Origin of the sequence: Corynebacterium sp. LK14, from assembly GCF_008042215.1 — a bacterium.
In the GTDB taxonomy this organism is placed as follows: Bacteria; Actinomycetota; Actinomycetes; order Mycobacteriales; family Mycobacteriaceae; genus Corynebacterium; species Corynebacterium striatum.
In genome coordinates, this window is sequence record NZ_NOVQ01000009.1 from 105009 (window position 1) to 118587 (window position 13579).

Annotated in this window: 12 protein-coding genes; 6 read left to right on the forward strand and 6 right to left on the reverse strand. The window is 62.3% G+C overall.

Annotation, left to right across the window (positions count from 1 at the left end; all coding sequences use genetic code 11):
• Nucleotides 1–2: 2 nt before the first annotated feature.
• The gene (locus tag CHU71_RS03785; RefSeq protein ID WP_110092228.1) at nt 3–1892 is read right to left on the reverse strand and encodes an ABC transporter ATP-binding protein; all 1890 of its coding nucleotides are present in this window, start codon (nt 1890–1892) and stop codon (nt 3–5) included.
• A gap of 245 nt (nt 1893–2137) precedes the next feature.
• Here CHU71_RS03785 and CHU71_RS03790 point away from each other — a divergent pair, with 245 nt between their 5' ends.
• Together CHU71_RS03790 and idi are read left to right on the forward strand one after the other, a co-directional pair.
• Complete coding sequence (locus tag CHU71_RS03790; protein WP_049151658.1) at nt 2138–2662, forward strand: hypothetical protein; 525 nt, start codon at nt 2138–2140, stop codon at nt 2660–2662.
• The gene (gene idi / locus CHU71_RS03795; RefSeq protein ID WP_147760213.1) at nt 2659–3189 is read left to right on the forward strand and encodes an isopentenyl-diphosphate Delta-isomerase; all 531 of its coding nucleotides are present in this window, start codon (nt 2659–2661) and stop codon (nt 3187–3189) included. Before CHU71_RS03790 ends, idi begins: the two co-directional genes overlap by 4 nt.
• A 31-nt stretch (nt 3190–3220) precedes the next feature.
• Here idi and CHU71_RS03800 read toward each other — a convergent pair whose 3' ends face one another.
• Nucleotides 3221–4504: a carboxylesterase family protein gene (locus CHU71_RS03800; protein ID WP_147760214.1), complete on the reverse strand. Its 1284-nt coding sequence runs from the start codon at nt 4502–4504 to the stop codon at nt 3221–3223.
• Between the two features lie 45 nt (nt 4505–4549).
• On the opposite strand from CHU71_RS03800, the gene CHU71_RS03805 reads away from it, so the two are divergent.
• Entirely contained in the window at nt 4550–4762 is a 213-nt protein-coding gene (locus CHU71_RS03805; protein WP_147760215.1) for a hypothetical protein, read from the forward strand.
• Between the two features lie 11 nt (nt 4763–4773).
• On the forward strand, nt 4774–4950 hold the full coding sequence (locus CHU71_RS12765) for a hypothetical protein (protein WP_005528392.1): 177 nt from the start codon (nt 4774–4776) through the stop codon (nt 4948–4950).
• Here the strand turns inward: CHU71_RS12765 and malQ are convergent.
• Entirely contained in the window at nt 4943–7057 is a 2115-nt protein-coding gene (gene malQ / locus CHU71_RS03810) for a 4-alpha-glucanotransferase (RefSeq protein ID WP_255456387.1), read from the reverse strand. The genes CHU71_RS12765 and malQ overlap by 8 nt on opposite strands.
• A 91-nt stretch (nt 7058–7148) precedes the next feature.
• Between malQ and CHU71_RS03815 the strand changes: the two genes are divergently transcribed.
• Both CHU71_RS03815 and CHU71_RS03820 read left to right on the forward strand, forming a co-directional pair.
• Nucleotides 7149–8990, forward strand: a complete 1842-nt coding sequence (locus tag CHU71_RS03815) for a long-chain fatty acid--CoA ligase (RefSeq protein ID WP_147760217.1) — start codon at nt 7149–7151, stop codon at nt 8988–8990.
• A 153-nt stretch (nt 8991–9143) separates the two neighbouring features.
• Nucleotides 9144–9830, forward strand: a complete 687-nt coding sequence (locus CHU71_RS03820; protein ID WP_147760218.1) for a hypothetical protein — start codon at nt 9144–9146, stop codon at nt 9828–9830.
• Between the two features lie 105 nt (nt 9831–9935).
• On the opposite strand, the gene CHU71_RS03825 is transcribed toward CHU71_RS03820, so the two are convergent.
• The 3 genes from CHU71_RS03825 to CHU71_RS03835 form a co-directional block, all read right to left on the reverse strand.
• Nucleotides 9936–10781 (reverse strand): DUF559 domain-containing protein, encoded by an 846-nt coding sequence (locus CHU71_RS03825; RefSeq protein WP_147760219.1) that lies wholly within the window; start codon nt 10779–10781, stop codon nt 9936–9938.
• Nucleotides 10782–11014: 233 nt separating this feature from the next.
• Nucleotides 11015–12073 (reverse strand): CNNM domain-containing protein, encoded by a 1059-nt coding sequence (locus CHU71_RS03830; RefSeq protein ID WP_147760220.1) that lies wholly within the window; start codon nt 12071–12073, stop codon nt 11015–11017.
• Nucleotides 12073–13461 carry a hemolysin family protein gene (locus CHU71_RS03835; RefSeq protein WP_147760221.1) on the reverse strand — a complete coding sequence of 463 codons (1389 nt, stop codon included), beginning with the start codon at nt 13459–13461 and terminating at the stop codon, nt 12073–12075. Before CHU71_RS03835 ends, CHU71_RS03830 begins: the two co-directional genes overlap by 1 nt.
• Between the last annotated feature and the right edge of the window lie 118 nt (nt 13462–13579).

Sequence of the window (13579 nt, forward strand, 5' to 3'; positions counted from 1 at the left end):
ATTTATTCTTGGCCGCTAGCCTCGTAGTCCTCTTCGTCCTGGCCTGGCTCCACGAAGCCGTACTTCTTCAGGCGTTCGCGGTCGGCGCGGGAGTTGGACTGGGTAAGGCGCAGCAGCTCCGCGTAGATGCCGCCGGACTGGGCGAGCTCGGCAGGGGAGCCAATCTCGTCGATGCGGCCGTGATCGAGAGTGATGATGGTATCGACGTCCGCGATGGTGGACAGGCGGTGGGCGATGATGAGCGTGGTGCGGTCCTTCATCAGCTCATCCAGTCCTGCCTGCACGGCGCGCTCGGCCTTGGTGTCCAGCGCAGAGGTGGCCTCGTCGAGGACCAGGATAGGGGCGTCCTTGAGCATCGCGCGCGCCACCGCCACGCGCTGCTTCTGGCCGCCGGAAAGCTTGAGACCGCGTTCGCCGATGACGGTGTCGTAGCCTTTGGGGAAGGCCTGGATGAAATCGTGGGCATTGGCACGCTTGGCGACGTCGATTACCTCCTGGTCGGTGGCACCCGGCTTGCCGTAGGCGATGTTGTCACGAATAGAGCCCGAGAACAGGTAGGACTCCTGGAAGACCACACCCACCGAGGCGCGCAGGCGCGCTGCGGTGAGCTCGTCGACGGCGTGGCCCAAGACGCTGAGCTGACCCTCGGATGGCTGGTACAGGCCCAGCAGCAGGTTGACCAGAGTGGACTTGCCGCCGCCCGACTCGCCCACGAGCGCCACCTTGTGGCCTTCCTCCGCCGTGAAGGAGATGTGGTCCACCACAGGTTTGTCCTCCTCATAAGCAAAGGAGACGTCGTTGAAGGCAAAGATCGGCTCGCCCGGGGTGGGCTCCAGCGGGGCAACCGGGGTGAGGTCGAGCGCCGGGGCGTCGGAAGCCGTGGTGGCGTCGATGAGGCCTTGGTTGGCGGTGGGCTCGAACTCTTCCTCCATGACCTTGAAATAGTCCTTGGAGCCGGCGATGGCGCGCTGTGCGGTATCAACGATCCAGCTCATCATGAACACCGGCTGCTTGGCTAGGTTGACCAGCTGCAGGATCATGACCATGTCACCGATGCTGAAGTGACCTTCCAGCGTGCGCCAGAAAACGATGCCGTAAATGCCCAGGAAGATAAGGGCCATGGCCACGCCGCGGACGGTGTCCATGGAGTGCCACCAGCGCGACTGCGGCTTGGTGGTGTCCACGATGCGGCGGTAGAGCTTGCCAAAGTAGTCGAGTTCGCGGACCTCGGCCACGAAGGACTTGGTGACCTTGACCTGGCCGATGACCTCAGCGAAGCGGCCATTGGCCTCGTCGATGTCGGCGTTCTTTTTGCCCTCGTACTTCTGCCAGCGCGTGGAGGTCAGCGCAGTCAGCCACATGTAGATGGGGAAGAGGGCGGCGAGCAGGATCGCTAGCGGCCAGTAGTAGAAACCCATGATGACGAGGACGGCGATGGCCTCGATGAGCATCGTGAAGAAGTTATTGGAAAAGGACTGCACGAACTGCGTGATATTGGAGATCGAGCGGTCCAAACGCGCAATTAGGGTGCCGGTGACCTGGTTGTCGTAGTAGCCCTGGGGCACGGAGAGCAGCTTGGCAAAGTAGCGCGTGGACAGGATCTGGCGCAGGCGGGCGACCATGACGTCGCCGATGTAACCGCCGACGTTCCTGACGAGATTGCCAATCGCGTCCGCGGCAAACAGGGCGATGACCAGCCACATGACGGTACGCAGGGCGTCGCCAGCCGGTGTCCCACCGCCCAGCGAGTCAACGATGGTGTCGGTGGCTTCGCGAACCAGGAACGGCGAGACAAGCGACAACACCGCAGTGATGGTGGCGGTGAAGAGGACACCTACGTAGAAGGGCCACAGTGCGGAAGCACTGCGAGCGATGCGCAGAATGGAATTCACGGGGTTTAGCTCAATTCGGTAGGAGGCAAGGCCGCACGGCCTAACTTTCAAGCAAACGGACAGTATGCCACTCCAAGCAGATAGCAACATAGTCCACATTCCATAGTCACTGACAAGACAGGCATAGCTGTGCTGTGTTTGTAGAGCCGTGATCGCGGGGAATGGAGCTGTCTGCGTTAAGGTATTGAGGAAAGTTTGTTTTGTCCCACAGCAAAGAGGAATTCGTGGTGAAAAGGTCTCTGAAAATGATTGCCGGCTTGGCTGCAATCAGCACCATCACTTCGGGCTGCGCCATTCTGCAGCCAGAGGATACTGGTTTGGGCGAAAACATCGTGGTTTCCAGCTCTGAAGAGCCTCCGTACGAGCCCAAAGACGTAGACAACAAGGAAATTACCTCGGATCTCGGCGCCAAAGTTAAGGACGATGGGCTCAACGTCGAGTGGGAGCTGCAAGGCGTCTATTCCGACTCCGTGCAGGGATCTGTGGTGACCATCAAGCTGCACAACCTCAATGACCAGGCCCTACCTGTTGATGCTTTCGAGGATCCCGTCCTTGAGCGCGCTGACGGCAATGGTGGCTGGTCCAAGATTGAGCTGCTGCCTTACGACGCCGCGACCAACCCCGATGTTGCCGCCCCTGGGCTGGACCTTCCGCTGGGCGCCGGTGCTTCCACCAACTTGCAGTACCGCTTCAACGTGGCCCCGGGCAACCTGTGGAACGCCCGCTTTACCATCGGAAACGTTACTTACGTGGGAGACCTTAACCTATGACAGAACTCGTAGTCCTCGCCGGTTCCGACGGACTACCAGCCGGAACAGCTGATAAAGCGGCCGTTCACAGCACGGATACCCCGCTCCACTTCGCGTTTTCTGCGTGGGTACTGCGTGAAGGCAAGGTTCTGGTCACTCGCCGTGCGTTGAGCAAGAAGACGTGGCCGGGCGTGTGGACTAACGCTTTCTGCGGTCACCCCGCCCCAGGCGAGGAGAACGCCGCTGCAGTCATCCGCCGTGCCCACTTTGAGCTTGGCCTTGCGATCTCCGAGGTCCGCGAAGTGCTGCCGGACTTTTCCTACCGCGCGGTGGATTCCTCTGGCATCGTCGAACACGAGATTTGCCCGGTCTTCCTCGTGGAGCTCGCGCCCGGAGTAGAGCCGCAGCCTAACCCAGATGAGGTCGACTCCTACGAGTGGGTCGAACCCGCCGAGCTCATCCGCGCCGCCGAGGCCACCCCGTTTGCCTTCAGCCCGTGGATGGTTGAGGAGCTGGCGGAGGCGCCGCTGCGCCAAGTGCTGCAGTAGTTCTTTGTAGTTCTTTGCAGTTTTGTAATTCTTAGAGCAGACCGCCTGCGTGGGTGTCTTCGGAAAAGGCTGCCGCAACGTAGTCGAGGCTGGCGTACGCCACTCGATTTTCCTCGCTGTCGAGGTCGTACTCCCAGATAGCGTGATCGGGGCGGTACTCGGGGATGTTGGTGGTGCCAGTGCGCGCAAATTCCTGGAGCCAGCTGTTGAGGCGGTTGCCTGGCTTCTTCACTCCAAACATGGGCTTGAGCTCGTCGCAGTGCTGCGCGGGGCGCTGGCTGCCGGTGAACTCAATCATCCAGGTCTGTCCGGGGGCGTCGGCAGCCGCTTGGGCAACCCACCGGCGGATAACAGCGTCGCCCACCATGCGCCCAAGCGGACGCTGCTTATCGATGTAGTTGGCCACCTGCAGCCACGGCGCAACCGTGCCACGGGGGAAGTCAAACTTTGGAGCTAAGTAGCGCGCGATGACGTTGCGCAGCGGGGTGGAGTCTGCCTTTTGAGTGGCCGTAAGACCATAGAACTCGTCGCGTGTAGAGGCAACGACGAGCGGGACGTCGGCAAGCTCGCGAGCGTCGAAAGGCGAGGGGCCCAATGCCATGCCATACCGGTACTTCTTGGCAAATTTGGCGTAGCCCGCCTCGATCTTGTCCGCAGGCAGGGAGGACAACGACGCGCGAGTAATGGGCTCGCCCATTGCCTGGCGCAGCGTGGCTTTGCGCGACTCGAAGTCGCTGCTTGGTAACGCGGGCGACAGCGCCACCACGCGGCGGAAAGCACCCTTGTAGTGGTCGCGGCGCATCAGCCACAGGGCGGTGGTGGCGCCGGCGGACTGGCCGATGACGGTGACGTTTGTGGGGTCGCCGCCGAAGGACTCGATATTGCTCTGAATCCACTCCAGCGCCAGCTGGCAATCGTCGATGCCGCGGAAGCGGAAGGACTCATCGTCGTGGAACTGCGCGAAGCCCTGCAGGCCCACGCGGTAGCCGACTTGGACCTGGATGATGCCGGCGCGCGCATTGGCGGTGCCCTCCACGCGGGAATCCTCATGGGTGCCGTTCTCGTAGCGGCCGCCGTGGATGTAGACCAACACCGGCGCGTCAGTGGCCTGCTGGGGCGCGGTGATTGTCAGCGCCACGGCGTCGGGACGCGGCGTGCGTGCGTCTAGGTCGCGGGCGGCGTTGAGCTTTACTGCGTTCTCAAAATCGCCCGGGATGAGGGAGTAATCCACGGAGTGGAAATAGTTGACGTCGCCCTCGGTGTAGCCGGTGATGGTGCCGGCGGGGCAGGAGACATGAACTGGCGTGCTAGACATACCCGTCAGACTACCGGGCAGCGAACTGGGCTAGAATCTCGCCTTATGGAATGGTGGACAAATCTTACTGGCGTGCTCTCGCAAGCCATGGTGCAAGCGCCCGTGTGGGTGCAGATATCCGTGCTCATCGTCATCGCCGTTCCGCTTCTGGCCATCGCGGCGTGGTGCCTGATGTTCGTCATCGATTTCGTGGGCCGCCCCCGCTTCCGTGGGGCCGCAACGGGGTCTGAAATCCAGAAAAGCGACTCCACGCGCTAAGGTAGTAAACCATGTCAACGCCAGAACAACCGCGGCACGACGATCCGCGCGAAGGGCTCTGGGACCCAGAACGCACCGTCCCTGCCGCCCCGCGCAAGCGCGCCCTGCCCAAGTCACGCGTGAGTCTGACCCTGTGGGCGATGATCGCGCTCGTCGTCGTGGTGGCGCTTATCGGTTTGTTTACCTAGCGCTGGCCTCAGCCACGCGCTGGAACAGCTCGTTGCCCGCTAGGTCCTCGATGAGGATGGGGGTCCCGGCGGCGTCGCAAAGCGGAATGCACCAGTTAGGGTAGAGGTCCTTCGTGGTGCCTGGCTGGTTCTGCGCGCGCACGTCACCCACCATGTCCACCAGGCTCGTGCACGTCAGCGCGGAGGGGGTTCCCGCGACGTACTTGTGCAAAGCCACCACCAGATCCGCCTCACTGCCGCGGTCGCTGCGCTGTGCCGTGCGGAAGTCGCGCTGCGGCAGGAGACCGGCCGCCGCCACCTGGTCCAACACGCGGGCCTGCCACTCGCGGTCGTCGGCCTCTTCCTCCACCACAGAGCGAGTGAGCACGCCCAAGCGAGCGCGCAGCGAGATGTGATCGCCGCGCAGGTAAGCCAAGGTCGGCGGAAGATCGTGCGTGCCCACAGAGGAAAGCGCTAGGCGGCGGTACTCCTGCTGCAGAAGCGGAGACTCGTTGTCCTCGGAGCGCTCGAACCACACGATGGAGGTGCCCAGCACGCCGGTCGCAGCCAGCGCATCCTGTACCCATGGCTCCAGCGTGCCCAGGTCCTCGCCCACGAGCACCGCGCCGGCACGCTCTGCCTCGAGAGCGAGAACACCGAGCATGGCCTCATGGTCGTAATAGACGTAGGTGCCGTTGAGTGGCGAGGTCATACGCGGAATCCAGAACAGGCGGAACAAGCCCAAGATGTGGTCCACGCGCACGCCACCGGAGTGACGCAGGATGGTCTGCAGCATCTCGCGCCACGGGCGGTAGCCAGACTCCGCCAAGCGCACCGGGTGCCACGGCGGCTGGGACCAGTCCTGGCCCTGCTGGTTGTAGTCATCCGGGGGAGCGCCCACGGAGCTCTGCGGCACGAGGTACTCAGCGAGGTTGATGGCATCCGCGCCGCCAGGGTGCACGCCCACGGCAAGGTCGGTGACCAAGCCGATGCGCATTCCCGCCTCCTTGGCGCGGCGCTGCGCGGCGGCCAGCTGCTCGTCGCACAGGAACTGCAGCCAAGCGTAGAACTGGGCAAGGTCGCTGGCTTCTTCCTCGATGGCATGGCGCTGGCCGGTGCGGCGCGCCAACTCCTGCTCCGCGCACCATAGAGCGAAAGCGCTTAAACCCTCGCCCTCGCTGCGCTGGTACTCCGCGAACTCGTTCTGGCGCTGCGGGGTGAAGTTGAGGGAGAAGAGCTCCTTGAGTACCTGCAGCTTGGCCTCGAAAATTGTGTCGCGCTCGATTTCGTCGGCGCTGCGGTTGCGCTCGCGGAACTCGGCGGCGAGCTCGCGGACGTCGTCCTGCAGGACCGGGTCTAGCTGCGACAGCTCCGGGATGTCCTCGATGTGGAGGTAGAGCGGATTGATGAAGCGGCGGGTGGCGGGCAGGTACGGCGAATCCTCCACTGGCGGCAGTGGCTCTGCGGCATGCAGCGGGTTGATAAGCAGGAAGTCGGAATACGGTGCCAAGGTCTCCGCGAGGCTGCCCAGGTCGTGGAAGTCACCGATCCCCCAGGACTGCGCAGAGCGCACCGAATACAGTTGCGCCATGACGCCGGCTGCCGGCTTGTCCAGGTAGGGGTCCGCGGTGGTCAGCCGCGCCGGGGTGATGATGAGCGGGCAAGAGTAGGACCCGATCTCCGGGGAGGACATGTGGATCTCGTGGAAGCCCAGCGGCAGATCACCTGGGATGTGAAAGGTGGCCTCGCCCCAGTGGGTACCGGCGACGTTGGCAGTTGGCGCGTCGTTGGGGTCCTGGTAGACCTCGCGCGTGCCGCCTTCTTCGAGCTCAATGTGGATATCCACCGGTTGGCCGGCATGCACGTGGACGTCGAACTGCTTCTCGACGCCCTGCTTGCTCACCACGCACGGGGGTAGCGGGCGGGAGGAGCGCTCGAGGTAGTCCTCGTAGAGCAGTGAAGTCAGGCGAGACTCGTCGGCGCGGTCCTCTACGCTGACGCCCAAAGCGCGCAGGGTATAGGTAATAGTTTCATCCGTTACATGAATGGGGTAGCCGGATTGGGAGGAATACGAGCTGGCAACGCCATGGCGCTGAGCTAGTTCTTCGAGCAGTTCACGGGTAGTCACAACGCCACATTCTGCCATGGCTTAACAGCGCGTGCCTGGGGATCGGTTGGTAGAGTGGGCTGGAATTACCTAGCTGTGCGAAAGGACACCCGTGACACTGCAAGAAGCGCACACTCCTGCGAAGTTTGAAATCGAAGACGGCGAAACCTGTCTGACCCGCATGATGGCCACGGCGAAGGCGCGCCCACACGGCGTGATGTTTACCCGCCCGGCCAGCTATGAGTGGGTTAACGTCACTGCCAAGCAGTTCGTCGAAGAGGTCTACGCAGTGGCAAAGGGCCTTATCGCCGCCGGCGTGGAGCAGGGGGATCGCGTGGTCTTGCTGTCGAACACCCGTTACGAGTGGTCGCTGCTGGATTTCGCTATCTGGGCTGCTGGTGCGGCTTCGGTGCCGATCTACCCGTCTTCTTCACTGTCCCAGATCCAGTGGATCGTGGAGGACTCCGGCGCTGTCCTGGCCATCACCGAGTCTCGCGAGCACTCCGAGCTGGTGGCGCACCTGAAGCTGCAGGATGACGGCAAGCCGGCGCTGAAGAATTCGCCTTCGCAGCTGCGCCGCATCTTGGAGATCAACTCCTCGGCCATCGATACCTTGATGTTTGAGGGCCGCGAGCTTTCTAACGACGTCGTCGATGCGCGCATTGCTGCCACCAAGACCGACGACCTTGCCTCGCTGGTTTACACATCCGGTACCACCGGCCGCCCGAAGGGCTGCATGCTGACCCACCGCAACTGGCTGGCTGAGACCTTGGGTCTGCTGACCAACCCGATTGGCGGCATTGCAGTTCCAGGCAACCACGTTCTGACCTTCCTGCCGCTGGCCCACGTGCTGGCACGCGCAGTATCCCTGGCCGTTGCCATGAGCGGTGCTTCGCAGAATCACTGGTCTGACTTCAGCACCATCACCATCGAGTTCCAGCGCTCCCGCCCCAACCTCATCCTGGGCGTGCCTCGCGTGTTTGAAAAGGTGCGCAACGGAGCCGCTGCCAAGGCTAAAGATGGCGGAGCCGTCAAGGGGGCCATCTTCCGCGAGTCGGAGAAAGTGGCCATCGAGTACTCGCGTGCGTTGGACACAGCGGAGGGGCCAGACCGCGTGCTGCGTGCAAAGCACAAGCTCTTTGACCGACTGGTGTACTCCACCATCCGTGAAGCGATGGGCGGCGAGGTGAAGTACTGCATCACCGGTGGTTCGGCGATGAGCCATGACCTGCTGCACTGGTTCCGTGGAATCGGCGTGACGATTTATGAGGGCTACGGCCTAACCGAGGTCGCCGCGGCGGCAGCCGTGGACTTTGAGAACCAAAAGATCGGTACCGTGGGCCCACCGCTGGAGGGCACCACCATCCGCGTCAATGATGACGGCGAAATCCTCATCAAGGGTGACATCGTGTTCAAGGGGTACTGGAACAACCCGGAGGCCACCGCAGAGTCTCTCGAGGACGGCTGGTACAACACCGGTGACTTGGGCGAAATCATGGACTCTGGCCACGTGGTGATTACGGGCCGCAAGAAGGACCTCATCGTGACCGCGGGCGGCAAGAACGTCTCGCCTGGCCCAATGGAAGACATGCTGCGTGCGCACCCGCTTATCTCCCAGGCAATGGTGGTCGGTGACGGCAAGCCGTTCATTGGAGTGCTGCTTACCCTGGACGAGGACGCTTTGAAGCGGTGGAAGGCTGAGCACAACATCCCGGCCAACCGCACGATGAAGGAAGTGGCTACCGACGCCACCTTGCGCGCCGAGATTCAGGACGCCATCAACCAGGTCAACACCACCGTTTCTCATGCGGAGGCCATCAAGAAGTTCTTCATCTTGGAGTCTGACCTGACTGAGGAAGACAATGAGCTGACCCCGACCATGAAGGTCAAGCGTTACGTGGTGGCGCAGCGTTATGCGGCTGCCATTGACCAGATCTACTCCATCAAGAATTAGCTCCGGTTCCTACCGCTTGTCGGTCCCGCAAAATCAAGTCTGTGAATTTGTTCGGAGTGTCGCGCAGATCCTTCACAGGATCTGGAATAAAGTCAGCACTCGTTACAGAAAGTCTCAACCTCAACTAGAGGTTAGTTTGCGGAAAGGACCGGCATGCACAAAATCGCCGCCGAGCTACGTCACCGCGAGCTGACCCAAGAGATTTACAACATCGGCGACGAAGTAGTTGAGTACATCGAGCACCTCATCGAAGCGATTGAGGACTGGGACGATGAACTTGCACTCGACTGCTTGGCAGAGCTCGGCGACATCGTCGAGGACGCCCGCGTCGATTCCGGCCGCTGCGTAGGTGAGCTCATCGGGCTGCGCCACGCGCTGGTCTCCGGAGTCCGCTCCGGCACCATTTCCGCTGCCGCTTCCGGCAACAACGACATCGCCGAGCCAGAGCAGCTCACCGCGCGCAGCCTCGACGAGCAGTTCGCCATCGATTCTCCGACCATCGTGGTCTCCGAGCTCGCTGCCACGCTGCGCGGCCGCACCGAAGCCGTGGCGGCTTACCTGCGCGAGCTGGTGGACTACGTCCTCGATCAAACCGACGCCGTGGCCCGCAACCTGGACATGATTTCGCTGCCGCACCTCTACAAGCGTGCAGGCGAGTCCACGCTCATCGCGGTTCAGGCTTGGCGCCACACGGTTGTGGAGGCCCACCCGGCTTATGTCCGTACGATGCGCGGCCGCAACTCGCCGCCTTTCCTCGAGGAGCGTGCTCGCATCAACGCGGTAGTCGCCCGCGTGCGTGCCAAACGTGAGGCCGCCCGCCAGGCTGCGACCACCGCGTAGGCCGCGTAGACAGTGCCAGAAATAGACTTCCTTGTTGCCAACACACAAGGAGACAGCAACACCGCCGAATCCCTCTTTCGGCGGTGTTTGTCTTTTCTCCTTCCTTTAGGCGACCTGAGCTTTCGCACGCAGCACCATACGCAGCGCTTTGAGCAAAGACTCCGGCTCGGCCAGCAGTTGCTCCGGCGTAAACTGCAGCACCCGGAAACCCAGCGCGCGTAGGTACTCCGTGCGCTGGGCGCGTCGCTGGAAGACGCCGTGGTGTGCGACCTCGATGATGATCTTGCCCCCGACGAGCAGCTCCGCCTCGATTCCTGGGGCCACGTGCGTGCGTGGAACTGCGGCAATGCCTGCGTCAAGGATAAGAGCGCGGGCTGATGATTCATAGGGGGAGCGGGGCAGGCTGCTGGCGGCGTCGATGACGCGGCGTACGACTGCTGCGCCATGCACGCGGCCGAGGCTCGCTAGGGCGTCGCGCAGCGCTTGCTTCGTGGTGCCCATGCGCAGGGCTGAATCTGCTGCGATCAGGCCGGGGTGGAAGCCGTGGTAGCGAGCGACGTCAACGACCGCGCGTTCCATCGTGACCACCCGCGCGCCGTCAATGCTAAGTGGCGTTCCCACTGTGGTCTTGCGGTAGTGGCGGCCAGGAGCATTGCGGTTGTGGCGGGGCAAACTGCGCCCGGGCAGCGCGAGTTCGACGGGCTCCTTGGCGGAGTCGGTGGGCAAGAGCCAGAGGTCGTGGAGGCGGGCGGCGGACTTACTAATGAGGACTGCGGAATAGGAGCTGCGCGCGACGGCGATGCACTCGAGGCGCTTGCGTTCGCAGGCGCTGAGTGCGAGGTAGGCGTCTCGGTCGACGGCCATGCGGGGTGCTAGTTGTAGGAGTGAGCCGGTCTTGACTTCTTCGTGGACGTGGGGCTTGGTGCGGTGAAGTGTTTCTAAAAGCGTCATGGGCTTAGCTTCGCGCGCGTTGTGACGCTGGCGCTAGCCCCAGTTTCTAAAGCTGTGGATAACTTGTTGTGTACGTCAACAAAAGGCGGCTTGGGGGAGGGCGTTGAGGCGCTTTTCCACAAACCCAGCCCTGGAAATGCAGACCTTGAGGTCGCGATCCGCTGCGCTTGACGACGCCGCGATCACGACCTCAGGGTTTCGGCTTTCAGATCTGGGTATTTCGGGGCTAAACGCTAGACCTGTGGGCCCGGAGTCACCTGGTCGAGCTGCTCGGTAATCTGAGGCCACAGCTGACCCATGATGTCGTCCCAGGTCAGGATCCACATCGCCTTGTCCTTGTCGGCCTTGCCCACGGCCACGAGTTGCTCGTTGCGAGCGCGCATGTGGTCCAGCGTCTTCTGGACGGTCAGCGTCGAGGACACGGTGAGCGCCGGGCGGGAGAATTCGAGGACTGGGGTTTCGGGTTCGGCTAGCAAGGTATCGCGAACGTGCACGATGCGCGGGACGCGGGAATCCTTAGGGAAGACCAGCACGCGCATGATGGACTTGCGGCGCACCAAGTCATGTAGGTCGGCCACGGTGGAGTCGGATGGCAGCGGGACAACCTGCGAGCCGAGCTCACGGGCCAGCGCACCCACGGTGGAGGCCTCGAGCTCGATGACGCCGGTGATTTGGTTCGCGGAGTCGTCGTCAAGCGTGCCGGTCTCGCGGGAGTGCTCCACCAAGTGGCGCAGGGTCTCGGCGTCGTAGCCGGCGGCGCCAGCGCGGTCGACGGGCTCTTCGCCAGCCCAGATGACCATCTTGTTTGCCATGGAGTTGATCCACTTCAGCAGCGGGCGGAAGAGCCAAATGAAGCCGCGGGCTGGCACAGCAATGAGCTGCAGGGCCGTCTCTGGGTGGGTAATAGCCCAGGACTTCGGGGCCATCTCGCCGATGACCAAGTGGAGGAAGGTGACCACGAACAGGGCCAAGATGAAGGAGACCACGTCGGCCACGCCCAGCGGTAGGCCGGCAGCCTCCAACGGGTGCATCAGAAGGTGGTGAACCCACGGCTTGGTCACGGCACCCAACACGAAGGTCGCGGCCGTAATACCCAGCTGGGCGCCGGCCAACATGATGGTCAGCTCGTTGAGCGAGCGCAGGCCCGCACGCGAGGCGCGGGAAGACTCAGCGGTTTCCTCCAAGCGGTTGCGGCGCGCACCCAACAGGGAGAATTCGATAATGACGAAGAAGGCTGAGGCCGCGATGATGAGCAGCGTGACGATGACGTTAAACCACCAAGTTTCAGTCATTATGCTTCCTCCTCTTCTGGCTCGTGTCCGTCGGGGTATTCCTCAATCAGCTCCAGCGCTAAGGTAGACGGCACGTGGCGGTCAATCTCCTCGACGCGCATGTGCAGCTTTCGCACTGGGGCATCGTCGCGCTCTACCCAGTCATCCGGTTCCGCCTCGAGTTCAATCGTGTACTCCTCGCCCTCCTCAGGCAGCGCGCCGGAGTGGGAAATCAGCAGGCCGGCCACGGTCTCGAAGTCGCCTTCCGGCAAGTCGTGGCCAATGGCGCGCTCGATCTCGTCGATTGGTGTATCGCCGTCGACCAACCAGTGGGAGTCATCCTGCTCGGTAATTTCCTCGGTCTCTTCCAAGTCGTGCTCGTCGGTGACGTCGCCCAGGATTTCCTCCGCGAGGTCCTCCATCGTCACGATGCCCACAAAGCCGCCATATTCGTCGATGACGCAGGCGAGCTTTTCGCTGGCGTCGCGCAGTTCGTTCACGACGTCGGGAAGCGGCATGAGCTCCGGAACCACAACGGGTTCCTGCATGACCGCGGTGGCTGTGGTGGCGTCGGGAAGCTGCGTGCCCAATACGTCGAAGAGGTGGACCACGCCGATGGGGTTGTGCTCGTCGTCGATGATGGGGTAGCGGGTGTGGTTCACGGACATCATCTCGCGGACTTCGCCAATGGTGGTCTCCGGATCGATGACGTCAACGCGGGAACGCGGAATCATCGCGTGTCCCACGTCGTGTTCTGGGAAGTCCAGCAGGCGGTCGAGGACCAAGTAGGTGGCCTCGTCCAGCTCGCCGGCCTCGTGGGAAGCATCCACGATGGATTCGAGGTCATCGGTGGTGGCAGATGAGTCAACGTCCTCTACCGGCTCGATGCCGAAAAGCTTCAGGATGGCATTCGAGGAGTACTCGAAAAAGTGGATGAGCCAGCCGAAAATGCGCAGGTACCACATGGTGGAGGTGGACAGCCACAGGGCGGTCTTCATCGGTGCTGCGATGGTGTAGTTCTTGGGGAAGAGCTCCGCAAAGAGCATTGTGGCAATGGTGGAGATAAACAGTGCGGCCACCGTACCGATGGTGACGGAGACGGCGACGGGAACGCCGGCGTCGCCAAGCAGCTCGCCCAAACCACGGCCCACAAGGGGTTCTGCCACGTAACCGATCAACAGGCCGGTGATGGTGATACCCAGCTGCGCGCCGGAGAGCATGAAGGACGTGCGTTGGGTGATGTGCAGCGCTCTAGCTGCGGTTTTATCCCCCTCGGCGGCCTTCGATCGCAACTGCGTGCGGTCCACGGACATGAATGAAAATTCCTGCGCAACGAAGTACGCATTCGCGACGATAATCAGGCCAATTACCACAAATCCCGCAAGGATTAAAAGGATTGCTTGCAACATGGCCTACCCCGCCTGCCAATCTTTGAGGCGGGGACATCGACTCGGAGGTTCCACTGAAGGTGCCTTTCTATTTGTGAGAAACTGCTGAATAGACTACATGCTTAAACGGCGCGGTGGT